Annotated in this window: 27 protein-coding genes; 12 read left to right on the forward strand and 15 right to left on the reverse strand. The window is 52.8% G+C overall.

Annotated elements, in window-relative coordinates:
- The 4 genes from secD (at window position 1) to OGX97_RS15840 (ending at window position 4,082) form a co-directional block, all read left to right on the forward strand.
- Window positions 1-1,848, forward strand: coding sequence for a protein translocase subunit SecD (gene secD, locus OGX97_RS15825; RefSeq protein ID WP_003021547.1), 1,848 nt, complete (start codon window positions 1-3; stop codon window positions 1,846-1,848).
- Between the two features lie 10 nt (window positions 1,849-1,858).
- Window positions 1,859-2,830, forward strand: a complete 972-nt coding sequence (gene secF / locus OGX97_RS15830) for a protein translocase subunit SecF (RefSeq protein WP_003021550.1) — start codon at window positions 1,859-1,861, stop codon at window positions 2,828-2,830.
- A gap of 170 nt (window positions 2,831-3,000) precedes the next feature.
- Entirely contained in the window at window positions 3,001-3,366 is a 366-nt protein-coding gene (locus OGX97_RS15835; RefSeq protein WP_008783926.1) for a VOC family protein, read from the forward strand.
- Window positions 3,367-3,389: 23 nt separating this feature from the next.
- On the forward strand, window positions 3,390-4,082 hold the full coding sequence (locus OGX97_RS15840) for a helix-turn-helix transcriptional regulator (RefSeq protein WP_057067578.1): 693 nt from the start codon (window positions 3,390-3,392) through the stop codon (window positions 4,080-4,082).
- A gap of 45 nt (window positions 4,083-4,127) precedes the next feature.
- Here the strand turns inward: OGX97_RS15840 and OGX97_RS15845 are convergent, their stop codons facing one another.
- Complete coding sequence (locus OGX97_RS15845) at window positions 4,128-4,991, reverse strand: nucleoside-specific channel-forming protein Tsx (RefSeq protein ID WP_003021561.1); 864 nt, start codon at window positions 4,989-4,991, stop codon at window positions 4,128-4,130.
- A 298-nt stretch (window positions 4,992-5,289) separates the two neighbouring features.
- Window positions 5,290-5,829 (reverse strand): DUF3251 domain-containing protein, encoded by a 540-nt coding sequence (locus OGX97_RS15850; protein WP_032944319.1) that lies wholly within the window; start codon window positions 5,827-5,829, stop codon window positions 5,290-5,292.
- Window positions 5,830-5,982: 153 nt separating this feature from the next.
- Between OGX97_RS15850 and nrdR the strand changes: the two genes are divergently transcribed.
- From nrdR to pgpA, 6 genes are all read left to right on the forward strand, one after another.
- Entirely contained in the window at window positions 5,983-6,432 is a 450-nt protein-coding gene (nrdR, locus tag OGX97_RS15855; protein ID WP_003021571.1) for a transcriptional regulator NrdR, read from the forward strand.
- Window positions 6,433-6,435: 3 nt separating this feature from the next.
- Window positions 6,436-7,539: a bifunctional diaminohydroxyphosphoribosylaminopyrimidine deaminase/5-amino-6-(5-phosphoribosylamino)uracil reductase RibD gene (gene ribD / locus OGX97_RS15860; RefSeq protein ID WP_008783929.1), complete on the forward strand. Its 1,104-nt coding sequence runs from the start codon at window positions 6,436-6,438 to the stop codon at window positions 7,537-7,539.
- Between the two features lie 90 nt (window positions 7,540-7,629).
- Window positions 7,630-8,100 carry a 6,7-dimethyl-8-ribityllumazine synthase gene (gene ribH, locus OGX97_RS15865; RefSeq protein ID WP_003021575.1) on the forward strand — a complete coding sequence of 157 codons (471 nt, stop codon included), beginning with the start codon at window positions 7,630-7,632 and terminating at the stop codon, window positions 8,098-8,100.
- 19 nt (window positions 8,101-8,119) lie between these two features.
- Window positions 8,120-8,539, forward strand: a complete 420-nt coding sequence (gene nusB / locus OGX97_RS15870) for a transcription antitermination factor NusB (protein WP_000801129.1) — start codon at window positions 8,120-8,122, stop codon at window positions 8,537-8,539.
- Window positions 8,540-8,616: 77 nt separating this feature from the next.
- Window positions 8,617-9,594 (forward strand): thiamine-phosphate kinase, encoded by a 978-nt coding sequence (gene thiL / locus OGX97_RS15875; protein ID WP_279850394.1) that lies wholly within the window; start codon window positions 8,617-8,619, stop codon window positions 9,592-9,594.
- Window positions 9,572-10,090 (forward strand): phosphatidylglycerophosphatase A, encoded by a 519-nt coding sequence (pgpA, locus tag OGX97_RS15880; RefSeq protein WP_003021578.1) that lies wholly within the window; start codon window positions 9,572-9,574, stop codon window positions 10,088-10,090. Before thiL ends, pgpA begins: the two co-directional genes overlap by 23 nt.
- 99 nt (window positions 10,091-10,189) lie before the next feature.
- Here pgpA and yajO read toward each other — a convergent pair whose 3' ends face one another.
- The 4 genes from yajO to xseB are packed head-to-tail and all read right to left on the reverse strand — an operon-like array spanning window position 10,190 to window position 14,250.
- On the reverse strand, window positions 10,190-11,164 hold the full coding sequence (gene yajO / locus OGX97_RS15885) for a 1-deoxyxylulose-5-phosphate synthase YajO (protein WP_286592603.1): 975 nt from the start codon (window positions 11,162-11,164) through the stop codon (window positions 10,190-10,192).
- A 56-nt stretch (window positions 11,165-11,220) separates the two neighbouring features.
- Window positions 11,221-13,083, reverse strand: coding sequence for a 1-deoxy-D-xylulose-5-phosphate synthase (gene dxs / locus OGX97_RS15890; protein WP_003830996.1), 1,863 nt, complete (start codon window positions 13,081-13,083; stop codon window positions 11,221-11,223).
- A 24-nt stretch (window positions 13,084-13,107) separates the two neighbouring features.
- Window positions 13,108-14,007: a (2E,6E)-farnesyl diphosphate synthase gene (gene ispA / locus OGX97_RS15895; protein ID WP_153686885.1), complete on the reverse strand. Its 900-nt coding sequence runs from the start codon at window positions 14,005-14,007 to the stop codon at window positions 13,108-13,110.
- Window positions 14,008-14,250, reverse strand: a complete 243-nt coding sequence (xseB, locus tag OGX97_RS15900) for an exodeoxyribonuclease VII small subunit (RefSeq protein WP_003021586.1) — start codon at window positions 14,248-14,250, stop codon at window positions 14,008-14,010.
- Between the two features lie 196 nt (window positions 14,251-14,446).
- Here xseB and thiI point away from each other — a divergent pair, with 196 nt between their 5' ends.
- The gene (gene thiI, locus OGX97_RS15905) at window positions 14,447-15,895 is read left to right on the forward strand and encodes a tRNA uracil 4-sulfurtransferase ThiI (RefSeq protein ID WP_008783933.1); all 1,449 of its coding nucleotides are present in this window, start codon (window positions 14,447-14,449) and stop codon (window positions 15,893-15,895) included.
- A 65-nt stretch (window positions 15,896-15,960) separates the two neighbouring features.
- Here the strand turns inward: thiI and OGX97_RS15910 are convergent, their stop codons facing one another.
- Genes OGX97_RS15910 through panE form a run of 3 tightly spaced genes read right to left on the reverse strand, consistent with a single transcriptional unit; the run spans window position 15,961 to window position 18,540 of the window.
- Window positions 15,961-17,043, reverse strand: a complete 1,083-nt coding sequence (locus OGX97_RS15910) for a hypothetical protein (RefSeq protein WP_279850396.1) — start codon at window positions 17,041-17,043, stop codon at window positions 15,961-15,963.
- A 32-nt stretch (window positions 17,044-17,075) separates the two neighbouring features.
- On the reverse strand, window positions 17,076-17,666 hold the full coding sequence (gene yajL / locus OGX97_RS15915) for a protein deglycase YajL (protein WP_008783935.1): 591 nt from the start codon (window positions 17,664-17,666) through the stop codon (window positions 17,076-17,078).
- Window positions 17,629-18,540: a 2-dehydropantoate 2-reductase gene (gene panE, locus OGX97_RS15920; RefSeq protein ID WP_048235974.1), complete on the reverse strand. Its 912-nt coding sequence runs from the start codon at window positions 18,538-18,540 to the stop codon at window positions 17,629-17,631. The genes yajL and panE overlap by 38 nt, the downstream gene beginning before the upstream one ends.
- A gap of 174 nt (window positions 18,541-18,714) precedes the next feature.
- Here panE and OGX97_RS15925 point away from each other — a divergent pair, with 174 nt between their 5' ends.
- Entirely contained in the window at window positions 18,715-19,206 is a 492-nt protein-coding gene (locus tag OGX97_RS15925; RefSeq protein ID WP_003831002.1) for a YajQ family cyclic di-GMP-binding protein, read from the forward strand.
- A 46-nt stretch (window positions 19,207-19,252) separates the two neighbouring features.
- Here OGX97_RS15925 and OGX97_RS15930 read toward each other — a convergent pair whose 3' ends face one another.
- From OGX97_RS15930 to cyoA, 6 genes are all read right to left on the reverse strand, one after another.
- Complete coding sequence (locus OGX97_RS15930; protein ID WP_071445875.1) at window positions 19,253-20,617, reverse strand: MFS transporter; 1,365 nt, start codon at window positions 20,615-20,617, stop codon at window positions 19,253-19,255.
- A 221-nt stretch (window positions 20,618-20,838) separates the two neighbouring features.
- Complete coding sequence (cyoE, locus tag OGX97_RS15935; RefSeq protein ID WP_003831005.1) at window positions 20,839-21,729, reverse strand: heme o synthase; 891 nt, start codon at window positions 21,727-21,729, stop codon at window positions 20,839-20,841.
- A gap of 11 nt (window positions 21,730-21,740) precedes the next feature.
- Window positions 21,741-22,070: a cytochrome o ubiquinol oxidase subunit IV gene (locus tag OGX97_RS15940; RefSeq protein ID WP_003831006.1), complete on the reverse strand. Its 330-nt coding sequence runs from the start codon at window positions 22,068-22,070 to the stop codon at window positions 21,741-21,743.
- Complete coding sequence (locus OGX97_RS15945) at window positions 22,070-22,684, reverse strand: cytochrome o ubiquinol oxidase subunit III (RefSeq protein WP_003831007.1); 615 nt, start codon at window positions 22,682-22,684, stop codon at window positions 22,070-22,072. The genes OGX97_RS15940 and OGX97_RS15945 overlap by 1 nt, the downstream gene beginning before the upstream one ends.
- Entirely contained in the window at window positions 22,674-24,665 is a 1,992-nt protein-coding gene (gene cyoB, locus OGX97_RS15950) for a cytochrome o ubiquinol oxidase subunit I (RefSeq protein ID WP_003831008.1), read from the reverse strand. Before cyoB ends, OGX97_RS15945 begins: the two co-directional genes overlap by 11 nt.
- Window positions 24,666-24,684: 19 nt before the next feature.
- The gene (gene cyoA / locus OGX97_RS15955) at window positions 24,685-25,632 is read right to left on the reverse strand and encodes a cytochrome o ubiquinol oxidase subunit II (RefSeq protein WP_032942534.1); all 948 of its coding nucleotides are present in this window, start codon (window positions 25,630-25,632) and stop codon (window positions 24,685-24,687) included.
- Window positions 25,633-25,747: the final 115 nt, after the last annotated feature.

Raw genomic sequence — 25,747 nt, forward strand, 5'->3', positions numbered from 1 at the left:
GTGTTAAACCGTTATCCTTTGTGGAAGTATGTCATGCTGATCGTCGTTATTGTCGTCGGTCTGCTCTATGCGCTTCCCAACCTGTATGGTGAGGATCCGGCTGTTCAAATCACTGGCGTGCGCGGTGCCGCCGCCAGTGAGCAAACGCTGATCCAGGTCCAGAAAACGTTACAAGAAGATAAAATCACACCTAAGTCTGTGGCTCTGGAAGAGGGTGCTATTCTCGCGCGCTTCGACTCCACTGATACCCAACTGCGCGCACGTGAAGTATTAATGGGCGTACTGGGCGATCAGTACGTCGTGGCGCTTAACCTTGCTCCGGCAACCCCGCGCTGGCTGGCTGCCATTCACGCAGAACCGATGAAACTCGGTCTTGACCTGCGTGGCGGCGTTCACTTCCTGATGGAAGTGGATATGGACACCGCGCTGAGTAAGTTGCAGGAACAAAATATCGATAGCCTGCGCAGCGATCTGCGTGAAAAAGGCATTCCTTATACTACCGTTCGCAAAGAAGATAACTACGGTCTGAGCATCACTTTCCGTGATAGCAGCGCCCGTGATGAAGCTATCTCTTACCTGAGCAAACGTCACCAGGATCTGGTTATTTCCAGCCAGGGCAGCAATGCTCTGCGTGCGGTAATGACCGATGCGCGCCTGAGCGAAGCCCGTGAATACGCGGTACAGCAGAACATCAACATTCTGCGTAATCGTGTTAACCAACTGGGTGTTGCTGAGCCGGTGGTACAACGTCAGGGTGCTGACCGCATTGTGGTCGAACTGCCGGGTATTCAGGATACCGCGCGTGCGAAAGAAATTCTGGGCGCAACCGCGACGCTGGAATTCCGTCTGGTAAATACCAACGTTGACCAGTCTGCTGCGGCATCCGGGCGTGTACCGGGTGACTCGGAAGTGAAACAATCTCGTGAAGGTCAGCCGGTTGTGCTGTACAAGCGCGTGATCCTGACCGGTGACCATATCACCGACTCCACTTCCAGCCAGGACGAATACAATCAGCCGCAGGTTAACATCTCGCTGGATAGCGCAGGTGGTAACATCATGTCCAACTTCACCAAGGACAACATCGGTAAGCCGATGGCGACCCTGTTCGTGGAGTACAAAGACAGCGGTAAGAAAGATGCCAACGGTCGTGCAGTACTGGTGAAGCAGGAAGAGGTGATTAACATCGCCAATATCCAGTCTCGCCTGGGTAACAGCTTCCGTATCACCGGTATCAACAACCCGAACGAAGCACGCCAGCTTTCCCTGCTGTTACGTGCCGGTGCGTTGATTGCGCCGATTCAGATTGTTGAAGAACGTACCATCGGCCCAACCCTGGGTATGCAGAACATTAAACAGGGTCTGGAAGCATGTCTGGCCGGTCTGGTGGTGTCTATCCTGTTCATGATCTTCTTCTATAAGAAGTTCGGTCTGATTGCGACCAGTGCGCTGATTGCTAACCTGGTGCTGATTGTCGGTATTATGTCGTTGCTGCCGGGTGCTACGCTGAGTATGCCGGGGATTGCGGGGATCGTCTTAACCCTTGCCGTCGCGGTCGATGCGAACGTACTGATCAACGAACGTATCAAAGAAGAGTTGAGTAACGGGCGTTCGGTACAGCAGGCCATCAATGAAGGTTATGCGGGCGCATTTAGCTCCATCTTTGATGCGAACATTACGACGCTGATCAAGGTCATCATCCTGTACGCAGTTGGCACCGGGGCAATTAAAGGGTTCGCGATTACTACCGGTATTGGTGTGGCGACGTCGATGTTTACCGCGATTGTCGGTACACGTGCCATCGTAAACCTGTTGTATGGCGGCAAGCGCGTCAAAAAGCTGTCAATCTGAGGAGTGCGAAGTGGCACAGGAATATACTGTTGAACAATTGAACCACGGCCGTAAAGTCTGGGACTTTATGCGCTGGGACTACTGGGCTTTCGGAATTTCAGGTTTCCTGCTGATTGCGGCCATCGTGGTGATGGGCGTACGCGGGTTTAACTGGGGGCTCGATTTCACCGGTGGTACGGTTATTGAAATCACGCTGGAAAAACCGGCCGATATGGACGTGATGCGCGATGCGCTGGAGAAAGCGGGCTTCGTTGATCCGCTTCTGCAGAACTTCGGCAGCAGCCACGACATTATGGTACGTATGCCGCCAACTGAAGGTGCAGACGGCGGTCAGGTGCTGGGTAGCAAAGTGTTGAGTGTGATTAACGAATCCACCAACCAAAACGCCGCGGTGAAGCGAATTGAATTCGTGGGTCCGAGCGTGGGTGCAGACCTGGCGCAAACCGGTGCGATGGCGCTGATGGCGGCGTTGATCTCCATCCTGGTGTACGTCGGTTTCCGCTTTGAGTGGCGACTGGCGGCAGGGGTAGTTATCGCGCTGGCGCACGACGTGATTATCACACTTGGGATCCTGTCGTTGTTCCATATCGAGATTGACCTGACTATCGTCGCATCACTGATGTCGGTAATCGGTTACTCGCTGAACGACAGTATCGTTGTATCTGACCGTATTCGTGAAAACTTCCGCAAAATTCGTCGCGGTACGCCTTACGAAATCTTTAACGTGTCACTGACTCAAACGCTGCACCGTACGTTGATTACGTCCGGTACAACGTTGATGGTTATTCTGATGCTGTTCCTGTTCGGTGGTCCGGTACTGGAAGGATTCTCGCTGACGATGCTGATCGGTGTTTCTATCGGTACTGCGTCTTCTATCTACGTGGCATCGGCGCTGGCGCTGAAGCTGGGTATGAAGCGTGAGCACATGCTGCAGCAGAAGGTCGAGAAAGAAGGGGCGGATCAACCGTCGATTCTGCCTTAACCCATCCAGGAGTGAAGATACTGGAATCCCGATCGCAAGGTCGGGATTTTTTTTGCCTGTGAATTAGCGACAGGTAATTATCTTTTCCTGTCGCCACACTACTGACAGTATGCTGTCAGTAGCCCTGTCATATAGTCCTCCTGAGATTACCCACACAGGCAGGAGGAAGTATGAGCAATGTAATTAATTGGTTTGAAATCCCCGTGGCACAAATGGACCGCGCCATCGCTTTTTATGAGCCAGTAATGCAGGTTTCTTTGCGCCGGGAGAACATGGACTGCGCTGAGCTCGCCGTATTTCCGCATCAGGATCCCGCTCCCGGCGGGGCGCTGGCTAAATTTGACGGTATTACGCCTTCAACGCAGGGCGCTATTATTTATCTGCATACGGACGATTTGGCTGCAACGCTTGAACGCGTCGCCACTGCTGGCGGTCAGTGTGTGTTTGGCCCACTAGAACTGGGGCAGGACATTGGTACGATTGCGCTATTTACTGACAGCGAAGGCAATCGTGTTGGTTTACATCAACCCGCGTAATATTTTCAGCACTGAGGATTAAAATGAGCAGACGCGCCGACCGCTTGTTTCAGATTGTGCAAATCCTGCGTGGCAGGCGAGTGACAACGGCGGCGCTGCTGGCAGAGCGTCTTGAGGTTTCTGAACGGACGATTTATCGCGATATCCGCGATCTCTCTTTATCCGGTGTGCCTATTGAAGGCGAAGTGGGCAGCGGATACCGCTTAATGGCCGGGTTTGATCTACCGCCGTTGATGTTAACGCATCACGAATCAGAAGCATTGATGGTAGCGATTCGATTGCTGAAAACATGGGGTGGGGATTCACTCTCACAGGCGTTGGAATCCGCGCAGGAAAAAGTGTTGGCGATATTGCCGCCAGAGAGTCGGCGCAGAGCCGAGCAAACGCGGATTTTCGCGCCAGATTTTGGTAATCAGCCGCATTCACGTAGTGCCTTCGATCTCATACATCGCGCGGTTTCAGCCCAGCAGGTGCTGGCGCTGCATTATCGCGATGAGTCCGGGAACCTCTCCTGGCGCGACGTTCAGCCGCTGGGATTATTTTTCTGGGGCGAGCACTGGCTGCTGGTTGGCTGGTGCGAGAAGCGTGACGATTATCGTTGCTTTCGCGTTGATCGATGTCTGAAGATTACGCCACTCGAAAGGCATTTTCGCGAATCGGCAGATCGCTCGCTAAGTGACTTTTTGCGTAAAGTACGCTGTGAAGACCAGCCATAAAAAAGCCAGCGGTTAAGCTGGCTTGTCTGCGAGACATTGTCTGGATTAGAAGTTGTAACCTACGACCAGGTAACCACCCCAACCGGTAGATTTCGCGCTGAAGTCGCCTTCGCCCCAGTTCAGGGTATCTCCACCTTTCCACTGACCGCCGTTGTGGAAGTAACGCGCTACGACGGAGTAGTGCCAGTGATCGTAGTTCAGCGCCAGGACGTGGCTGGACGCGATAGAGTTGCTGGTGCGGTTCGGATCATCACCCAAATCTGAGCCCCAGTCGAAGTTGGTGAAGCCGATGTAGGTCAACTGGCCGCCCCAAACCTGGGTGATCGGCACAAAGTATTTAACTTTGAAACGGTAGCCATCCCACTCGTTTTCGTTGGATGCGCCATAGTTCTGCCACTGGTATTTAGCATACACGTTCAGGGACAGACCCATCGGCAGGCCGGTATCGATATCGGTACCCAGACCCATGTACCAGGTGCTCTGGCGGCTGGCTTTGTTATCACCCATATCGTAGATGTAGTTGTTGGCGAAATACCATTCTTTGAACGGACCAAAGCTCAGGTCAGCACCGGTCAGTTTGTCGATGGAGAAACGCGGTTCGATTTCCATAAACAGCGGGGAACCGTCAGACCAAATACCTTTATCGTTGCCGTTACCCCAGTCGAAGGTTTTCGGAATATCGATGTAGCCATAGAAGTCAAACCAGTCTTTTTTGGCAAACGCTTCGTATTCCAGATACACGTCGTTGTTCAGTTTCGGGGAGAAACGGGTGTGATAGCTACCCACCACGTTGACACTCTGGTGCCACCAGTCGGACAGATATTGCGGTTTGTCATTTTCTGCTGCGTTGGCAGTAAAAGACGAGGAGAGCGCCAGCACTGCACCGGCTGCAAGTAATGTTTTTTTCATATGTATGCCACTGTTTGAAATCCCTTTCGGGAGTGAAAAATGCGCAATTTGCGTTTCTAAATATTTCGTAATTCTTCGGAGCCTATTATAAAAATCATTGTTCACAAAAATATGTCTTGTTTCACAGTTCTATCATTTACGTAATCGATTGCGTTCACGTTTGCGTACTTTAGGCGGCGAATTGTACTGGCTCCCATGAATGTTGCCAAGTTTTACCAGAAATATCGGTTATGTCAGGGGAGTAACAAAAAGAAGCGGAGTGATGTTGCGGAACGCACAAAACGTTCCGCAAAAAAGTTTATTGGCTAACAGGCTGGACGTCGTGGATGCGCACAAATCCTAACTGATCTGGAGTGAGGCCATTCATCTGTAACGGAATGTCTACGTCGCTGGGAGCAAGAATACTCGCCGGAGCGTTGACCAATTGGTTATGAACGTTCACTTCCTGATAGTTGTCCGTGGTGCCCTGAATTTGCCCGTATTCGACGGTGGCGCTAAAGGCGGGTAAAGGCGTGTTAGATTCACCCTGAATTCGTAGCGTCAGGCGCGTACCATCGGCGTTCGGCGCAATGTTCACCAGCGACATGCGTAAGGTGCCAATCTGGCTGTCCAGTCGTGCCGGGGTTTTGGAGCCCGGCAGCAGATAGGCGCCGCTGGTTGATTTTGCATTCAACATATTTTGTTGCGTAATTTTTACCGTTTCCTGATTAAGCTGCGTCATCTCTTTATTCAACGTGCTAACGCTTTGATGCATCTGGCGTACTTCGCTTTGCTGTGCGCAGGCACTAAGACTAAAGAGACTTCCCACCAGGAGAATTCTTAGGTAACGTCTTGTCATTGTGATTACTTCCTTCATTGTCGCGATAGCATAATGGTAGTGTGCACTGAGCACGAAGGCATCGATCCTTTGTCTCAAAAGCGCAGCGCCTTTGTTGTCACGGCAGTTCAGGGTAAAATAGATTCTGTTAACCACTGAGGTACAGGACGCCGTATGCATTGCCCATTCTGTTTCGCCGTAGACACTAAGGTAATTGACTCTCGTCTTGTAGGCGAGGGCTCCTCGGTACGCCGCCGTCGGCAGTGTCTGGTTTGTAACGAACGTTTCACCACTTTTGAAGTGGCTGAACTTGTCATGCCGCGCGTTGTGAAAAGCAACGATGTGCGTGAACCCTTTAATGAAGAAAAGCTGCGCAGCGGCATGCTCAGAGCGCTTGAGAAACGGCCTGTCAGCGCAGATGACGTCGAAATGGCGTTAAACCATATCAAATCACAGCTGCGTGCGACGGGTGAGCGTGAGGTGCCGAGCAAGATGATTGGCAACCTGGTGATGGAGCAGTTGAAAAAGCTCGATAAAGTCGCCTACATCCGCTTTGCCTCTGTCTACCGGAGTTTCGAAGACATCAAAGAATTTGGCGAAGAGATTGCTCGCCTACAGGACTAAGCCATGCAGGATGAATTGTACATGGCGCGCGCGCTAAAGCTTGCTGCGCGCGGACGTTTTACCACTCACCCCAACCCCAACGTGGGCTGCGTGATTGTGAAAGATGGGGAGATCGTCGGTGAAGGATATCATCACCGAGCGGGCGAACCACATGCCGAAGTTCATGCTCTGCGGATGGCTGGAGAAAAAGCGCAGGGGGCAACTGCCTACGTGACGCTTGAACCCTGTAGTCATCATGGTCGCACGCCGCCGTGTTGCGATGCGCTGATTGCGGCGGGGGTGTCGCGTGTGGTTGCGGCGATGCAGGATCCCAATCCGCAGGTCGCAGGACGTGGGCTCTACCGTTTGCAGCAGGCGGGTATCGACGTCAGCCACGGGCTGATGATGAGCGAAGTTGAGCAACTGAATAAAGGCTTCCTCAAGCGCATGCGTACGGGATTCCCGTATCTTCAGCTTAAGCTTGGCGCGTCGCTTGATGGCCGTACAGCGATGGCCAGCGGTGAAAGCCAGTGGATTACCTCGCCACAGGCGCGCCGCGATGTGCAACGCTTGCGCGCGCAAAGCCATGCCATTTTAACCAGCAGTGCTACGGTGCTGGCAGACGACCCTCAGCTTACCGTGCGTTGGTCGGAGCTTGGGGAGTCAACTCAGGCGAGTTACCCGCAGGAAGAGCTGCGTCAGCCAATCCGCATTGTTCTTGATAGCCAGAATCAGGTCACACCGGCGCACCGAATTGTGCAACAGCCTGGAGAAACCTGGATTGTCCGGACTGAAGACGACCCTCGTAGCTGGCCGGAGACGGTGCGCAGCCTGAAGGTGCCGGAACATAACGGGCATCTGGATCTGGTGGTGCTAATGATGCAACTGGGCAAACAGCAAATTAACAGCATTTGGGTTGAAGCAGGCCCAACGCTCGCCGGGGCATTATTACAGGCCGGTTTGGTCGATGAGCTAATCGTGTATGTTGCGCCTAAACTGTTAGGCAGCGATGCGAGAGGATTATGTGTGCTTCCAGGCCTTGAGAAACTGGCTGACGCACCCCATTTCAAATTCAATGAGATACGCCAGGTGGGCCCGGACGTTTGCCTGCATTTAACGACTGCGTGAGGCTTTCTGATTTAGAGGAAGCAGCGCACAGAATATTATGATAAAATCCGCCCCCCTTACGGGGCCATAAATCGAACCCGAAGGAAGAATATGAACATTATTGAAGCTAACGTTGCTACCCCGGACGCTCGCGTCGCCATCACCATTGCGCGTTTCAACAACTTTATCAATGACAGCCTGCTGGAAGGTGCTATCGACGCCCTGAAACGTATTGGCCAGGTTAAAGATGAAAACATTACCGTTGTTTGGGTTCCAGGTGCATATGAGCTGCCACTGGCGGCTGACGCACTGGCAAAAACCGGTAAATACGACGCGGTGATTGCGCTCGGTACGGTGATCCGTGGCGGTACCGCGCACTTCGAATATGTGGCTGGCGGTGCAAGCAATGGCCTGGCGCATGTCGCTCAGGACAGTGGCATTCCGGTAGCCTTCGGTGTTCTGACCACCGAAAGTATTGAACAAGCCATCGAACGTGCTGGCACTAAAGCCGGTAACAAAGGCGCAGAAGCTGCACTGACTGCGCTTGAAATGATTAATGTATTGAAAGCCATCAAGGCCTGATTTTTGTAAGGGGAAATCCGTGAAACCTGCTGCTCGTCGCCGCGCCCGTGAGTGTGCCGTCCAGGCGCTCTACTCCTGGCAGTTGTCCCAGAACGACATCGCTGATGTTGAATACCAGTTCCTGGCGGAACAGGACGTTAAAGATGTCGACGTTCTGTATTTCCGTGAACTGCTGTCCGGGGTGGCGACTAACAGCGCGTACCTGGATGGATTAATGAAGCCTTACCTGTCTCGTCTGTTGGAAGAGCTGGGTCAGGTAGAAAAAGCCGTACTGCGTATTGCGCTGTTTGAATTGTCTAAACGTAGTGATGTGCCGTACAAAGTGGCCATCAACGAAGCGATTGAACTGGCAAAAACCTTCGGCGCTGAAGATAGCCACAAATTCGTGAACGGCGTACTGGATAAAGCAGCACCTGTGATTCGCCCCAACAAAAAGTAATCCCGAGGCCGGCTGGATGGTGGAACCTGTTTCCGCTGTCCCCGGCTTTTTCTTTTTTTTCTGCTGAGGCATAACGTATGGCATGTGGCGAGTTTTCCCTGATTGCCCGTTATTTTGACCGCGTAAGAACTTCTCGTCTTGATGTCGAAACCGGTATTGGTGACGACTGCGCACTTCTGAACATCCCTGAAAAACAAACGCTGGCGATCAGTACCGATACGCTGGTGGCAGGCAACCACTTTCTCCCCGACATTGATCCGACCGATCTCGCCTGGAAAGCACTGGCGGTGAATTTGAGCGATCTGGCGGCGATGGGGGCGGATCCTGCGTGGCTGACGCTGGCGCTCACGTTACCTGACGTCGATGAAGCCTGGCTGGAAGCCTTCAGCGATGGCCTGTTTGAACTCCTCAATTACTATGATATGCAGCTGATTGGCGGTGACACCACGCGTGGGCCGCTGTCGATGACGCTGGGTATCCATGGCTACGTCCCCGTTGGGCGGGCCTTAAAACGCTCTGGCGCGAAACCGGGTGACTGGATTTATGTTACCGGCACGCCGGGCGACAGTGCGGCCGGGCTGGCGATTTTGCAGAACCGATTGCAGGTTGCAGATGCAACAGACGCGGACTATCTTCTGCAACGCCATCTGCGTCCCACGCCGCGTATTTTGCAGGGACAAGCCCTGCGCGATCTGGCCAGTGCGGCTATCGATCTCTCCGATGGCCTGATTTCCGATTTGGGACACATCGTTAATGCCAGCGGCTGTGGCGCGCGGGTTAACGTTGAGGCGCTGCCATACTCCACGGCATTGTCACAGCACGTTGAGCCGGAAAAGGCCCTGCGCTGGGCGCTCGCGGGTGGCGAAGATTATGAGTTATGCTTTACCGTACCGGAAATTAATCGTGGTGCGCTGGACGTGGCGCTGGGAAATCTCGGCGCAGCGTTTACCTGTATTGGGCAGATGAGCGCGGACGTGGAAGGCATTCACTTTACGCGCGATGGAAAACCCGTCACGTTTGACTGGAAAGGATATGACCATTTTGCCGCGCCTTAAAAAAGATGTCGCCAAAAGCCGCCTGAGTATGCGCAATCCGTGGCACCTGTTAGCCACCGGTTTTGGCAGCGGGCTGAGCCCAATTGTTCCTGGCACGATGGGATCGCTGGCGGCGATCCCTTTTTGGTATTTAATGACCTTTCTGCCGTGGCAGCTGTATTCGCTGGTGGTGATGTTATCTATCTGTATCGGCGTTTATCTGTGCCATCAAACGGCGAAAGATATGGGCGTGCACGATCACGGTAGCATTGTCTGGGACGAGTTTGTCGGGATGTGGATTACCCTGATGGCGTTGCCGACCAACGACTGGCAGTGGGTTGCCGCCGGGTTTGTGATTTTCCGTATTCTGGATATGTGGAAGCCGTGGCCGATTCGTTGGTTCGATCGCAACGTACATGGCGGGACGGGGATCATGATCGACGATATTGTGGCCGGGATACTCTCTGCCGGAATTTTGTATTTTATCGGTCATCACTGGCCGGTAGGTATCATTTAACCCTTTTCAGGGGCTATTGTAGGCCCGATAAGCGCCGCGACATCGGGCGATCAGTGCCGGATGCGCTATGCTTATCCGGCCTACAATCTTCAACCGCGCTTATTTAAATCCCACCACCGGATGCTGTTTGTACGGCGTTTCCAGCTCGGCAATTTGCTCCGGCTTCAACGTTAAATCTACCGCGTTGAGCAACTCATCCAGCTGTTCCTCACGTGAAGAACCAATAATTGGCGCTGCCACGCCGGGTTTGCTCAGCAGCCAGGCCAGCGCAACCTGTGCCCGCGTTACACCCAACTCCTCACTGACACCGGTCAGTCGTGCGGCGATTTGCGCGTCGTTTTCATCGCTCTCGTTGTACAAATTTTTACCGACTTCATCGGAAACCAGACGTGCGGTTGTTTCTCCCCAGGGACGCGTCAGGCGACCGCGCGCCAGCGGGCTCCATGGGATAACGGCCACGCCTTCCTGATAGCAAAGCGGCAGCATTTCGCGTTCTTCTTCGCGGTAGATTAGGTTGTAGTGATCCTGCATGCTGACGAACTGCGCCCAGCCGTGTTGCTTCTGTAAGGCCAGAGCCTGGGCAAACTGCGAAGCGTGCATGGATGAGGCGCCAATATAGCGAGCTTTACCGGCTTTCACGACGTCGTTTAGAGCCTCCAGCGTTTCTTCGATTGCCGTGTTGTAATCCCAGCGGTGAATTTGCAGGATGTCCACATAGTCCATACCCAGGCGTCTGAGGCTGTCATCAATCGAGCGCAGAATTTGTGCGCGGGATAATCCTTCTGCTAAATCATCAACCTGGTGAAAAACCTTGGTAGCGACCACGACATCTTCGCGGCGGGCGAAATCACGCAGCGCGCGGCCGACAATCTCTTCGCTGCTGCCAGCGGAGTAGCTGTTGGCGGTATCGAAAAAGTTAATGCCGCCCTCAAGGGCGTGTTTGATTATCGGGCGGCTGTTTTCTTCAGGTAGCGTCCAGGCGTGATTGCCGCGATTGGGTTCGCCAAATGTCATGCAACCCAGGCAAAGGCGGGAGACCCGTAGGTCGGTTTTTCCTAAGATGTTGTATTTCATCAATCCACTCCTGCTTAGCTCGTGATGAATTAAGCATAGCAGGAGCGGGGAGGGGATTATGCCAGCCAGGCCTTGATTTTGGTCTCAATTCCGGCGGCATTCAGACCCAGATCGGCACGAGCTTCATCCTGAGTTCCCTGCGGGATGAAGAAGTCAGGTAGGCCAATGTTCAGCACCGGGACGGGCTTACGATGGGCCATCAGCACTTCGTTTACGCCGCTGCCAGCACCACCCATAATGGCGTTCTCTTCAATGGTAACCAGCACCTCGTGTTGGGCAGCCATTTCAAGGATCAACGTCTCATCCAGTGGTTTTACAAAGCGCATATCGACCAGCGTGGCGTTCAGCGACTCTGCGACCTGAGCGGCTTCCGGCATCAGGGTGCCGAAGTTGAGAATCGCCACTTTTTCCCCGTGACGTTTCACGATGCCTTTACCAATTGGCAGTTGTTCCAGCGGGGTCAGCTCAACGCCTACCGCGTTACCGCGTGGGTAGCGCACGACCGTTGGACCATCGTTGTAGTGATAGCCGGTGAACAGCATCTGGCGGCATTCGTTTTCATCACTCGGGGTCATGATGACCATTTCCGGGATGCAGCGCAGGAAGGAGAGATCGAACGCCCCCTGGTGGGTTTGTCCATCTGCGCCAACAATCCCTGCCCGGTCAACGGCGAACAGGACCGGCAGTTTCTGGATGGCTACATCGTGCAGCACCTGATCGTAGGCGCGTTGCAGGAAGGTCGAGTAAATGGCTACCACCGGCTTGTAGCCGCCAATCGCCAGACCGGCAGCAAACGTCACAGCGTGCTGCTCGGCAATCGCCACATCGAAATAGCGGTCCGGGAACTTACGTGAAAACTCCACCATTCCGGAACCTTCGCGCATTGCCGGGGTGATTGCCATCAGCTTATTGTCTTTCGCTGCGGTCTCGCACAGCCAGTCACCGAAAATTTTTGAATAGCTCGGCAGACCGCCGCTGCTTTTCGGCAGGCATCCGCTGGACGGATCGAATTTGGGTACCGCGTGGAAGGTTATCGGATCTTTTTCCGCAGGCTCGTAGCCACGACCCTTTTTGGTCATGATGTGCAGGAACTGCGGGCCTTTCAGATCGCGCATGTTTTTGAGCGTAGTAATAAGCCCCAGCACGTCGTGACCGTCCACCGGACCGATATAGTTAAAGCCCAGTTCTTCAAACAGAGTCCCCGGCACAACCATACCTTTAATGTGTTCTTCGGTACGTTTGAGCAGTTCTTTAATCGGCGGCACGCCGGAGAAGACTTTCTTCCCGCCTTCGCGCAGCGATGAGTAGAGTTTGCCAGAGAGCAGCTGTGCCAGATGATTGTTCAGCGCGCCAACGTTCTCTGAAATCGACATTTCGTTGTCGTTGAGGATAACCAGCATGTCGGGCCTAATATCGCCCGCGTGGTTCATCGCTTCAAACGCCATCCCTGCGGTGATGGCACCATCACCAATCACACACACGGTACGGCGCTCTTTACCTTCTTTCTCGGCGGCAACGGCAATACCGATACCTGCGCTGATAGAGGTTGAAGAGTGCCCAACGCTCAGTACGTCATACTCGCTTTCACCGCGCCATGGGAACGGATGCAGGCCGCCTTTCTGACGAATGGTGCCGATTTTATCGCGGCGACCGGTCAGAATTTTGTGCGGATAAGCCTGATGTCCCACATCCCAGATTAACTGGTCAAACGGGGTGTTGTAGACATAGTGCAGCGCGACGGTGAGTTCCACCGTGCCCAGACCAGAGGCGAAGTGCCCGCTGGAACGGCTTACGCTGTCGAGCAAATAGCGGCGCAGTTCGTCGCAAAGCTTTGGCAGGCTCTCTTTTGGCAGCAGACGTAACTCCTGGGTGGAGTCGACCAGCGCCAGGGTCGGGTATTTGGCTATATCAAAACTCATCGCAAGCTCATGGGATATGTTGGTTTATTTATCACGCTGGATTATGTAGTCCGCTAGCGCTTCCAGTGCCGAGGTATCGAGTGACTGTGCGGCCAGCAGACTTAGCGACTGGCGGGCATCCTCGATTAAATCCCGGGCTTTATTCTGGGCTTGCTCAAGACCCAGAAGTGCAGGATAGGTACTTTTGCCAAGCTGCTGGTCAGCACCCTGACGTTTACCCAATGTTGCAGTATCGCCTACCACATCCAGGATGTCATCCTGAACCTGGAAAGCCAGACCGATGCTTTCTGCGTATTTGTCGAGTATTGGCAGGCATTCTCGCCCTCTATCGCCAGCACTTAACGCCCCCAAACGCACGGCGGCGCGAATCAATGCTCCGGTTTTATGGCGATGAATCCGCTCCAGCGCATCCAGCTCAACCTGATGACCTTCAGCTTCCAGATCCAGTGCCTGACCGCCGCACATACCGGCGATGCCGCTGGCCTGAGCCAGTTCAGAGATCATCGCGATGCGGTCACGGTCAGTGACTTCCGGCATTGGGGCGTCGCTGATAATGGAGAATGCCAGCGTTTGTAGCGCATCTCCGGCCAGGATCGCATTTGCCTCGCCAAATTTTACGTGGCAAGTCGGCAGACCGCGTCGCAGGTCATCGTCATCCATCGCGGGCAAATCATCGTGCATCAGCGAATAGGCATGAATGCATTCGACGGCGGCAGCGGGAGCATCAAGCGTACTCAGGCTGACACCAAACATCTGACCGGTCGCATACACCAGGAACGGGCGCAGGCGTTTACCGCCTAATAATGCGCCATATTGCATGGTTTCGACCACGGGAGTGTTCTGAAAGGGCAGTGGCGCGATAAAACGGCTCAGTGCCTGGTTTGCCTGCTCAACGCAAGCCTGTAGCTGCTGCGTAAAGTCCATTTACTCATTATCCGGTGTAAAAGGCGTAAGGGCGGCGTCTTCAGTATCTGACAGCAGTATTTGTACGCGCTGTTCAGCCTGTTGCAATTTGACCTGTCCCTGACGCGCCAACTGTACGCCACGTTCGAATTCGTTCAACGCTTCTTCTAACGGCAGGTCGCCGCCTTCCAGACGGGTAACAATTTGTTCCAGCTCGCTCAGCGCGGTTTCAAAACTGGCGGGCGCTTCATTTTTCTTCGGCATAATGAATGTCTGACTCTCTGTATTGGCAGCACAAGACTATGGTAACGGACTCGCACTGATAAGCAAATAACGCGCAATGTGCACAGTAGCCGCGTGATGGTGATATACTTGCGCGCCTGGATGCAGTCGCGGGTATGGGCTGCTGTATTTTTTTCCATTACAAGTCATTCAGACTTGCCTAAGAACCATTGCCGCCATGAAGTTTATCATTAAATTGTTCCCAGAAATCACCATCAAAAGCCAATCTGTGCGTTTGCGCTTTATAAAAATTCTGACAGGGAACATTCGTAACGTTTTAAAGCACTATGATGAAGACCTTGCCGTTGTCCGTCACTGGGATCACGTTGAGGTTCGCGCTAAAGATGAAAGCCAGCGCCTGGATATTCGCGACGCGCTGACCCGTATTCCGGGTATCCACCACATTCTCGAAGTAGAAGACGTGCCGTTTACCGATATGCACGATATTTTCGAGAAGGCACTGGTGCAGTATCGCGATCAACTGGAAGGTAAAACCTTCTGTGTTCGCGTGAAGCGTCGCGGGAAGCATGAGTTTAGCTCCATTGAGGTGGAACGTTATGTTGGCGGTGGACTGAACCAACATATTGAATCTGCACGCGTGAAGCTGACGAAGCCGGATGTGACCGTTAATCTTGAAATCGAAAACGACCGTCTGCTGCTGGTTAAAGGCCGCTATGAAGGTATTGGTGGTTTCCCGATTGGGACGCAGGAAGACGTACTGTCGCTGATTTCCGGCGGTTTCGACTCTGGTGTATCCAGCTACATGCTGATGCGTCGCGGCTGCCGTGTACACTATTGCTTCTTTAACCTTGGCGGCGCAGCGCATGAAATCGGCGTTCGCCAGGTGGCGCATTACCTGTGGAACCGCTTCGGTAGTTCGCATCGCGTGCGTTTTGTTGCTATCAACTTTGAACCGGTGGTCGGTGAGATCCTGGAGAAAGTTGATGACGGCCAGATGGGCGTGGTTCTCAAACGTATGATGGTTCGCGCGGCGTCGAAAGTCGCTGAGCGCTACGGCGTACAGGCGCTGGTAACCGGTGAAGCACTGGGCCAGGTGTCCAGCCAGACGCTGACCAACCTGCGTCTGATCGATAACGTTTCTGACACCCTGATCCTGCGCCCGCTTATCTCCCATGATAAAGAGCACATCATCAATCTGGCGCGTGAAATTGGTACCGAGGACTTTGCCCGTACCATGCCGGAATACTGCGGTGTAATTTCAAAAAGCCCGACGGTGAAAGCGATCAAAGCGAAGATTGAGGCCGAAGAAGAAAACTTCGATTTCTCTATCCTCGATAAAGTGGTTGAAGAAGCGAACAATATCGATATTCGCGATATCGCCCAGCAGACGCAGCAGACCGTGGTAGAAGTGGAAACCGTGAGCGGTTTCGGCCCGAATGACGTAATCCTTGATATCCGTTCTGTGGATGAACAGGATGATAAACCGCTGAAGGTTGAAGGTGTGGACGTCGTTTCTCTGCCATTCTACAAGCTGAGCACTAAATTCGGCGATCTGGACCAGAGTAAAACCTGGCTGCTGTGGTGTGAACGCGGGGTGATGAGTCGCCTGCAGGCGCTTTATCTGCGCGAGCAGGGCTTTGAAAATGTGAAGGTGTATCGCCCGTAATTGAGTAAACACCGTGTTGTAGGCCGGATAAGGCGGTTACGCCGCCATCCGGCAATATAACGATATTATTCAAAACGAACGGGAAGCGTCTTCCCGTTCGACTCCCAGACCCCCTGATAGACACCGTTTTTTAATTCCAGCGTTATCTTCTCTTGCGTTTGTTCAGCCGCAGATGTCTTCAGTTCATAATGTTGATTGTCGGCTGTGTCGCATTTGCCGGTCAATTCAATCGGTGCGCCAAATTTTTGGTAAAAGTAAGCCCCTTCAAAAAAATCACCGTATTTGCAGTCCACCTTCAACACAATACGCATGCTTTTTCCCAGCGTGCCGTACATGACTTTGCCGTCAATGCCGGGCGCTGGCGAAACTGGTGTTGTACTCTTTGCGGTAGTCAGATATTGGCCGTACGGTGTGAGTTGATTTTGCAGTTCCGCGGTTGGGATTTTCGTTGTGAAATCACCCAACTCGTCGAGCGCACGGCTGGCGTGGTTGCTACAGCGTCCGTTCAGGAAAGCCAGATGGTCTTTTTGCAGGGAGAATTTGTCGATGTAGTACAAACCGTCGGTGTAGGTTGCGCACGATGCGTAGAATTCGGCATAGTTAAAATCTTCACCTTTCTCTTCTTTTATTTGTTCTGGTGTTTGCGAATTATGCGCCGTAACAAAGGTATCGATTTGGCCGCGGATATCTTTTCTGGTGCGGGTGTTTAATTCGGCGATTGTAGCCCGGGAAAAGAGATCGTTAAGGGTAATTGCCGCACCGCTGGCTAAATCGAAGCTGATCGGCACATTGTACGACTCGCAATACGCCCCGCAACCTTCGACAAACATGTTGAGCGTCAGGATTTTTGCGTCGCGATACTCAACCGTGTAGTCAAGGTTTGCGGTGGGATTCATGGCTGATTTCGCAAACTGATTTACTGTGGCCTGTGGAGTATTACCCGGTAGCTGATTGATAAAGCTTGCGAAAATATAATCGTTAATGCGTTTTGCAACGTTGGGGTTATCCGTCGAGGAAAACCATGGCACGCGATACTGCATTTCAGTGCTTCCGGGATAGCGATATTCAATACTCTTTATTTCGAGTTGCGTCGCAGTGGCATAACCGGAAAGGAGCAGTAAAGCCACTCCACTCAGATATCCTTTCATTATGATTCCTTATAAGGGAGTGGCTCGAAGATTTACTCGTAGTAGTTATAGATTCCCGCGGCCATCACCAGTTGTGACGCCACCTCGTGAGCTTTTTCGCGACTCACCAGCAGATCAATGATTTTTAAACCGAAATCGATTGAGGTCCCCGGTCCCTGACTGGTTAACAGATTGACGCGCGGATCCCATACGACGCGCTTGTCCTGCCACTGGTCAGCGGGAATTTGGTCTTTCAGCGCCGGAAAACCGGTCATGTTACCGATGGGGAAAATATCGTGTGGGACGAGTACGGTGGCGGCCGCGGCGCAAATTGCCGCGACAATGCGCCCGGAACGATGAAACTGTTTCACGGTTTCGATTAGCAGCGGGCTGTCGCGAAAACACTCGGCGCCTTTAATACCGCCCGGTAGCACGATAATGTCGAAATCGCCATCAGCAACTTCGACTAATGGCGCATCCGCCAGCAGCTTCACTCCGCGTGAGCACACGATCGTCAGGTCGCCATCGCTGGCGACGCTAGCGGTCGTGACCTTAATTCCGCCGCGCACCAGCAGATCGATAGTGGTGACCGCTTCGGTCTCTTCACTACCAGGGGCGAGACATACCAGTGCTTGAGCGCTCATACTCACTTTCCTTTCTCTTTACCATTTCAAACAGTTGGGCGTTTTCCGGGACGGCGATGCCGTGCGCGCGGGCGCGTTTTAACAAATATCCGGTAATGTAGTCGATCTCTGTATGACGCAGGGCACGAATGTCTTGCAGCATTGATGAGATATTTTCCGCCGTACTGTCAATCACTTGCTCGACATAATAGCGTAAATCATCCACAGATGTGTGGTGGCCTTCGCGTTCAATGACCGCGGCCACTTCCTCGCAGATGAGTGCTATTTTTTCAGGATGATGGCGTAACTCGCCGTTTGGGCAATCCCATAATGCGGTCAGCGGGTTAATGACGCAGTTGACGGCCAGCTTTCGCCACAGCTCGGCGCGAATAGTGTCGTGCCAGGCGACGTCCGGTAGCACCTCTTGCAGGACTTCAGCCAGATAACTGAAATCACCGTCTTGTTCACGTGCCGGACCAATGCGCGTTGTTCCCTGAGCGACATGAATGATGACGTTGCCGTCACGGCGTGCTGCGTGGGTGGTGGTACCTATCAGCAGAGGTTGCTTAATGTTATGCAGCTCTTCAATTGTCCCCATGCCGTTGTGAATCAGCAGAATGGGAGTAGCTTCAGGCAGAATTGCGGCCAGGCCTTTTACCGCATCAGAAACCTGCCAGGCTTTAAGGGTGACCAGTAGCAGGTCGCTTTTTGCCAAAAAGTCGGGGTCGTTTGCCGTCAGGGATTCATTAAAAACTGACCCATCCGTGTCGATCAGGTTTACGCTGCAATAGGGTTGCGGTACGCGTAGCCACCCTTGCACCTCATGTCCATGTTTGCATAGCGCGGTAAGCCAAAGCTGTCCTAGCGCTCCACATCCCAGTACGGTAATTTTCATTCTTCCTCCTCACCTGCAACAGCACCAGGTGTTAATCCATATCGGCCGTACCCCATTATTGTTCGCAGGTATCAGTACCACGTACAATTAAAGGATACAGCCTAGTATAGCGCTGTCTGTTGGGTAACTTTGCAGGTATTATGCTTCGCATCAAAAATGAAGGGAGAGGAAAAGATGCCATCTTTCGATATTGTCTCTGAAGTTGATCTTCAGGAAGCCCGTAACGCGGTAGATAACGCCAGCCGCGAAGTGGAGTCACGCTTTGATTTTCGTGGCGTTGAAGCGACTTTTGAGCTGAATGAGTCAAATAAGACGATTAAGGTGCTGAGCGAATCTGATTTTCAGGTCAATCAGTTGCTGGATATTCTGCGTGCCAAGCTGCTCAAACGCGGTATTGAAGGCACGTCGCTGGACGTACCAGAAACCTTCGTGCACAGCGGTAAAACCTGGTTTGTTGAAGCTAAGCTGAAACAAGGCATTGAAAGCGCAGTGCAAAAGAAAATCGTTAAGCTGATCAAAGACAGCAAACTGAAGGTGCAGGCGCAGATTCAGGGCGAAGAAATCCGTGTAACCGGCAAGGCGCGTGACGACCTGCAATCCGTTATGGCGCTGGTTCGCGGCGGCGACCTCGGTCAACCGTTCCAGTTCAAGAACTTCCGCGATTAAGTCGTTATGTCAGATGGCGTAAGCCGCCATCTGACAAATCTCATCTTTACGCCTGGCTGATGGCCTGCTCAACCTCAAATCGATTGGTGACTTTGCTGTCGATTTTCACGTAGGCCGAATGTTCTTTCGCGACAATTAACACTTCGCTTATCCCTTCTTTAGCCAGCAGACGCTGCTTCAGGGTGTCATCCGCAGCAATTTCAGGTGGGATTTCCACCCGCAGGCTGCTGACATACGGCGGCTCTTTCATTGTACTCGCCACCAATAACCACACTGCCGCCAGAAGCGCACCGGCCAGGAATACGGCCTGACCATCAAACATTTCAACCACCCAACCGCCGAGCGAACCGCCAATCGCCACGCCAAGAAACTGGCTGGTGGAGTAAACGCCCATTGCCGTGCCTTTATAGCCAGCCGGAGACTCTTTACTGATAAGCGAGGGGAGGAGGGCTTCCATCAGGTTGAAGGCGAGGAAGAATATCTGCACGCCCGCAATCAACCCCCAGAAACGCACGTTAGCGCTCCACAATACAATCTCTGCAATAAGTATCAGTAACACGCAGGCGAGGAACACGCGTTTCATGCGGCGCTTCACTTCGGCGTAAATGATGAACGGCACTACGGAAACAAAGGACAGCAGCATCGTCACCAGATAAATTTTCCAGTGCTCTGCTGCAGGGAAGCCTGCTTTCGCCAGTTGACCTGGTAAGGCGACGAAGGTGGACATCAGCAATATGTGCAGACACATGATGCCAAAGTTGAGCTTCAGCAGTTTGGGCTCTGCCAGCACTTTGCTGAAGCTGCCTTTTACCATGCCCGACTCGCGGTTCAGCACGTGGGTAGTGCTATTGGGAACGACCCAAATGGTCAGCACGATACCCGTGGTAGCAAGGGCTGCAATCATCCAGAACAACGCGTGTAGCCCCAGCGCATGGGTAACGATTGGTCCCAGCACCATCGCAATGGCGAAGGTGATACCAAAGCTGACGCCGATAAACGCCATTGCTTTGGTACGGTTTTGCTCACGGGTTAAGTCGGAAAGTAGCGCCATTACGGCAGCAGCAATCGCGCCAGAGCCTTGTAAAGCCCGACCAAGAATAATGCCCCAGATTGAATCGGAGAGAGCAGCAATTATGCTGCCGAGAACGAATACCGCCAGCCCGCCGACGATAAGTGGCTTACGACCAATGCGGTCAGAGAGCAGGCCAAAGGGGATCTGGAAGACGGCTTGAGCCAGACCATATATGCCGATGGCAAGGCCTATCAGCGCTTCGCTGGCACCCTGTAGCGCCATACCGTAAGTGGTCAGAACCGGCAGGACCATAAACATGCCAAGCATGCGCAACGAGAATACGGTCCCTAAACCCCAGGTGGCGCGCAACTCACCGGGTGTCATTTTGTAATCGTTCATTCCCACCTCTGTATTAATTTCGCGCCTAGTGTAAAGCGCTAAGCAGGCTGGGTAAATATGCGCTTTATTAACAAATGTTGGGGTTGTGAGGGGCGTCGGCTGGAGACGAAAATGCCGGATAGCGATCTGAACGTAACTTATCCGGCCTACAAGCTATATGCTTTTTGGTAGGCCGGATAAGGCGTCAGCCGCCATCCGGCATAGAAGGTGTGACGATTAACTTACCAGACGTAAGTCAGCAGGTTCTGCGAGTTTGGCACCATAAAGTCGACGGACATCATCACGGAAAGCGCGGTAATGGCGATGATGGAGAAACCGAACAGCTTGCGCGCCCAGACTCTGTCATCTTCCACTTTATAACCACGCAGCGCCATGCCCAACCACCAGACGCTCACCGCCGCGGCAACAATCAGGTATTTATAACCTGCATAGCCGCCCAGGGTTAGCATCAGCGTGGCGATAGCAAACGCCACGATGTACAGCGTGATATGGTTCTTCGCGACCGAAATACCTTTCACCACCGGCAGTACCGGGATGTTGGCAGCCTGATAATCCTTGAAGCGGAAAATCGCAATCGCGTAAGAGTGCGGCATCTGCCACAGGCTGAAAATAGCCAGCAGAATCAACGCACCGCTATCGAACTCACCGGTTACGGCACAGTAGCCAATCACCGGCGGCGCAGCGCCGGAGAGTGAGCCAATCAGCGTGCCATAAACGGAATGGCGCTTCATGTACAGGCTATAAACGCCCACATAGACCACGAAGCCCATTACCCCCAGCCAGCAGGCCAGAGGGTTCGCGCCAAACCACAGCAGCATAAAGCCAGCAATACCCAGCAGGGTGGCGTATACCAGCGAGACCGCAGGGGAAATCAGACCTTTAACCAGCACGCGGTTTTTGGTCCTCTCCATCTTCCTGTCGATATCCCTGTCGATGTAGTTGTTAAATACACAACCCGACGCCACAACCAGTGACACCCCAACCAGCGTGTAGATAAACAGGGGATAATCAATGCTGCCTTTCGAGGCCAGCAGGAATCCCCCAATCACCGAGATCAGGTTGCCAAAGATGATGCCTGGTTTCGTTACTTGCAGGTATTGCTTAAACATCATAATCGCCGCTCTTAGTGCATCATCATGTTGTAGTTAAGGTTCCACATAATCCAGATGGAGCCCACAACCAGGATGGCGATGATTAGCACAGTAAAGACAAAGGCCGTCATGTTCCAACCTTCATCAGATTTGCTATTCATGTGCAGGAAGCACACCAGGTGCACCAGAATCTGTACCACTGCCATTGCCAGAATAGTTCCCAGAATGACGGCCGGTGAGGCAGAACCTGTCATCACCATCCAGAACGGAATGACCGTCAGGATGATCGACAGGATAAAACCTGTCATGTAGGTTTTTACGCTGCCATGGGATGCGCCGCCGCTCTCGTTAGAATGACTCATTACATCGCCCCCATCAGATAAACAACAGTGAACACACAGATCCACACCACATCCAGGAAGTGCCAGAACAGGCTCAGGCACATGATGCGGGTACGGTTAGTACTGGTCAGGCCGCGACGAGCAACTTGCACCATCAGCACTGCCATCCAGATAAGACCGGAGGTGACGTGCAGACCGTGAGTACCGACCAGCGCGAAGAACGCAGACAGGAAGCCGCTGCGATCCGGGCCCATACCGTTAACAATCAGGTGATGGAATTCATAGAGTTCCATCCCGATGAATCCGGCACCGAACAAGAAGGTCAACGCCAGCCAGGAGATAACCTGGCTCTTGTTGTTCTTGTACATGGCAATCGCTGCCATGCCGTAAGTAATGGAGCTGAATAACAGCAGGAATGTTTCAACCAGAACGAACGGCAGTTCAAAAATGTCCTTACCTGTCGGGCCACCTGCGGTGCCGTTCACCAGAACGGCATAGGTTGCAAACAGAATAGAGAACAGAATGCAGTCGCTCATCAGGTAGACCCAGAATCCGAAGATCTTGGTCTGGCCTGCATCGTGGTGCCCGTGTTCGTGCGCGTGGGCAGTCGCGTGCGTTAAAGTATCAGTTGCCATTTTTCAGCCCTGCCTTAGTAATCTCATCGAAATGCTGGTTTTCCAGTTTTTCGACTTCCGGGACCGGCACGTAGTAATCCACGTCTTCATCAAAGCTTTTCACAATCCAGCTGATGATCATGCCTGCGAAGCTTGCAATCGCCAGCCACCAGATATGCCAGATCATGGCGAAACCAAACAGTGTTGCGAAGGCGGTAATGACGATACCGGCACCGCTGTTCTTCGGCATATGAATTTCTTCATAGTGCGCAGGCTGCTTGTACGCTTCACCTTTTTCTTTCATTTCCCAGAAGGCATCACGCTCGTGAACGTGCGGCACAACGGCAAAGTTATAGAACGGAGGCGGGGAAGAGGTTGCCCACTCCAGCGTACGACCACCCCATGGGTCACCGGTCAGGTCACGGTTCTGCTCGCGGTCGCGAATAGAAACGAAGATCTGAATCAGCTGGCACAGGATACCCAGTGCAATCAGCGCGGCGCCGCAGGCGGCAACGACCAGCATCGGATGGAACTGTGGATCAATCTGCTGGCTGAGGCGACGGGTCATACCCATGAAGCCCAGCACGTACAGTGGCATAAATGCTACGAAGAAGCCGATGATCCAGAACCAGAATGCGCGTTTACCCCAAGTTTCGTTCAGCGTGAAGCCAAACGCTTTTGGCCACCAGTAGGTCATACCAGCGAAGCATCCAAATACGACGCCGCCGATGATAACGTTATGGAAGTGCGCAATCAGGAACAGACTGTTGTGCAGAACGAAGTCCGCACCCGGCACCGCCAGCAGTACACCGGTCATGCCGCCGACTGAGAAGGTGACGATAAAGCCAATCGTCCACAGCATTGCTGAGTGGAATACGATACGGCCCTGATACATGGTGAACAGCCAGTTGAAGATCTTCACCCCGGTCGGGATGGCGATAATCATGGTGGTGATACCGAAGAAGGCGTTTACGTTAGCGCCTGCACCCATGGTGAAGAAGTGGTGCAGCCAAACAACGAACGACAGAACGGTGATACACACGGTTGCCCACACCAGCGAGGTGTAACCAAACAGACGTTTACGCGAGAAGGTTGCTGCGATTTCGGAGAACACGCCGAAGACTGGCAGAACCAGAATGTACACTTCCGGATGGCCCCAGGCCCAAATCAGGTTGATGTACATCATCATGTTGCCGCCCATATCGTTGGTAAAGAAATGGGTGCCCAGATAGCGATCCAGGGTCAGCAACGCGACGGTAACCGTCAGGATTGGGAAAGAAGCGATAATCAGGATGTTTGCACACAGAGATGCCCAGCTAAACACTGGCATCTTGAACATGGTCATTCCTGGTGCACGCATCTTAATGATGGTCACAAAGAAGTTGATACCGGTCAGAGTTGTACCAATACCGGACAACTGGACTGCCCATATCCAATAGTCGACCCCGACGCTTGGACTGTACTCTATTCCCGAAAGTGGCGGATACGCCAGCCAACCGGTCTGCGCGAATTCACCCACGCCCAGAGAAAGGTTAACCAGGATTACGCCGACAACGGTGAACCAGAAGCTCAGGTTGTTCAGGAACGGGAATGCAACGTCACGTGCGCCGATCTGCAGCGGAACCACCAGGTTCATCAGACCGATAACAAATGGCATTGCCACGAAGAAGATCATAATCACGCCGTGAGCCGTGAAGATCTGGTCGTAGTGGTGAGGTGGCAGGAAGCCCGCTTCACCTGCAGAAGCCAGCGCTTGCTGACTACGCATCATGATGGCGTCGGCAAAGCCACGAATCAACATGACGATTGCGACGATGACATACATGATGCCAAGGCGTTTGTGGTCAACAGAAGTCAGCCACTCTTTCCACAGGTAGGTCCACTTACCGAAGTAAGTGATAAGGCCCAGTAAGGCCGCACCACCGATGATAATGGCAGCAATCGTAACCATGACAATAGGTTCATGGAACGGAACTGCATCCAGCGTCAATTTTCCGAACATCGTATTCTTCCTCGGCCCCTTAGTGAGCGGATTCCGCGTGGCTCATGTCCATGCCTTCCATTCCTTCGTGTGCGCTGTGCTCACCTTCGGGTTGGGTCATGTCCATGCTCTTACCGTGAGCCATAAATTTGTTAATAACATCTTTAAACAAATCCGGTTTCACGTTGGAGAAGTATTCCACCTGGTTGTATTCGCTTGGCGCAGCCACTTTCTCGAACGCTGCCATGTCGCTCATGGTGTTCGTGGACTGTTTAGCTTTAGCAACCCATTGGTCGAATTCGGCGCGGTCCTTTGTTGCGATAGCCTTGAACTTCATACCGGAGAAGCCTGGTCCGCTATAACTTGCGGAGATACCATCATAAGTACCGACTTCGTTGGCGATCAGATGCAGTCGAGTCTGCATACCGGCCATGGCATAAATCTGGCTACCCAGACGCGGGATAAAGAAGGAGTTCATCACGGAGTTGGAAGTCACTTTGAATTCAACCGGAGTATTCGCCGGGAAGGCGATTTCATTCACGGTAGCGATACCCTGTTCCGGATAGATGAAGAACCATTTCCAGTCCATGGAAACCACTTCGATGGTAATGGGCTTCTCGTCATGCGCCAGCGGTTTGCTTGGCTCAAGAGCGTGAGTGGTTTTCCAGGTCAGAACGGCAAGGAAAATGATGATTAAGATCGGCACCGTCCAGACCACAGCTTCCACTTTATTGGAGTGTGACCAGTTCGGGCTGTACTTCGCATCTTTATTGCTTGCACGATACTTCCAGGCAAAACCAACAGCCATCAAGATGGCGGGAATAACGACAATCAACATCAGGCCAAATGCCGTCAGTATCAATGACCGTTGTTCCAGTCCAATCTGTCCTTTAGGGTCAAGCAGCGCAGAATTACAGCCACTGAGTAATGCAGTGCCTGCAATTAATGACAACCATCCCAAACTTTTATTGTATTTCCTGAGTCTCATTTAACGACCTCAATTCCACGGGACCGGGTGGCGTTTAAAGTGTGAGGGCATTTTACGGGAAGGTTACATTACTGTAAACATCTCTAGATCTGTGTTACTGGGTTCTGCCGTGCAT

The organism is Citrobacter sp. Cpo061, from assembly GCF_030332845.1.
Taxonomy (GTDB): domain Bacteria; phylum Pseudomonadota; class Gammaproteobacteria; order Enterobacterales; family Enterobacteriaceae; genus Citrobacter; species Citrobacter portucalensis.

Bases quoted from the DNA above. Each gene is read 5' to 3' on its own strand.
- OGX97_RS15835 (WP_008783926.1), top strand. From the start codon at position 3,001: ATGAGCAATGTAATTAATTGGTTTGAAATCCCCGTGGCACAAATGGAC.
- OGX97_RS15840 (WP_057067578.1), top strand. From the start codon at position 3,390: ATGAGCAGACGCGCCGACCGCTTGTTTCAGATTGTGCAAATCCTGCGT.
- OGX97_RS15845 (WP_003021561.1), bottom strand. From the start codon at position 4,991: ATGAAAAAAACATTACTTGCAGCCGGTGCAGTGCTGGCGCTCTCCTCG.
- OGX97_RS15850 (WP_032944319.1), bottom strand. From the start codon at position 5,829: ATGACAAGACGTTACCTAAGAATTCTCCTGGTGGGAAGTCTCTTTAGT.
- nrdR (WP_003021571.1), top strand. From the start codon at position 5,983: ATGCATTGCCCATTCTGTTTCGCCGTAGACACTAAGGTAATTGACTCT.
- ribD (WP_008783929.1), top strand. From the start codon at position 6,436: ATGCAGGATGAATTGTACATGGCGCGCGCGCTAAAGCTTGCTGCGCGC.
- ribH (WP_003021575.1), top strand. From the start codon at position 7,630: ATGAACATTATTGAAGCTAACGTTGCTACCCCGGACGCTCGCGTCGCC.
- thiL (WP_279850394.1), top strand. From the start codon at position 8,617: ATGGCATGTGGCGAGTTTTCCCTGATTGCCCGTTATTTTGACCGCGTA.
- pgpA (WP_003021578.1), top strand. From the start codon at position 9,572: ATGACCATTTTGCCGCGCCTTAAAAAAGATGTCGCCAAAAGCCGCCTG.
- yajO (WP_286592603.1), bottom strand. From the start codon at position 11,164: ATGAAATACAACATCTTAGGAAAAACCGACCTACGGGTCTCCCGCCTT.
- dxs (WP_003830996.1), bottom strand. From the start codon at position 13,083: ATGAGTTTTGATATAGCCAAATACCCGACCCTGGCGCTGGTCGACTCC.
- ispA (WP_153686885.1), bottom strand. From the start codon at position 14,007: ATGGACTTTACGCAGCAGCTACAGGCTTGCGTTGAGCAGGCAAACCAG.
- xseB (WP_003021586.1), bottom strand. From the start codon at position 14,250: ATGCCGAAGAAAAATGAAGCGCCCGCCAGTTTTGAAACCGCGCTGAGC.
- thiI (WP_008783933.1), top strand. From the start codon at position 14,447: ATGAAGTTTATCATTAAATTGTTCCCAGAAATCACCATCAAAAGCCAA.
- OGX97_RS15910 (WP_279850396.1), bottom strand. From the start codon at position 17,043: ATGAAAGGATATCTGAGTGGAGTGGCTTTACTGCTCCTTTCCGGTTAT.
- yajL (WP_008783935.1), bottom strand. From the start codon at position 17,666: ATGAGCGCTCAAGCACTGGTATGTCTCGCCCCTGGTAGTGAAGAGACC.
- panE (WP_048235974.1), bottom strand. From the start codon at position 18,540: ATGAAAATTACCGTACTGGGATGTGGAGCGCTAGGACAGCTTTGGCTT.
- OGX97_RS15925 (WP_003831002.1), top strand. From the start codon at position 18,715: ATGCCATCTTTCGATATTGTCTCTGAAGTTGATCTTCAGGAAGCCCGT.
- OGX97_RS15930 (WP_071445875.1), bottom strand. From the start codon at position 20,617: ATGAACGATTACAAAATGACACCCGGTGAGTTGCGCGCCACCTGGGGT.
- cyoE (WP_003831005.1), bottom strand. From the start codon at position 21,729: ATGATGTTTAAGCAATACCTGCAAGTAACGAAACCAGGCATCATCTTT.
- OGX97_RS15940 (WP_003831006.1), bottom strand. From the start codon at position 22,070: ATGAGTCATTCTAACGAGAGCGGCGGCGCATCCCATGGCAGCGTAAAA.
- OGX97_RS15945 (WP_003831007.1), bottom strand. From the start codon at position 22,684: ATGGCAACTGATACTTTAACGCACGCGACTGCCCACGCGCACGAACAC.
- cyoB (WP_003831008.1), bottom strand. From the start codon at position 24,665: ATGTTCGGAAAATTGACGCTGGATGCAGTTCCGTTCCATGAACCTATT.
- cyoA (WP_032942534.1), bottom strand. From the start codon at position 25,632: ATGAGACTCAGGAAATACAATAAAAGTTTGGGATGGTTGTCATTAATT.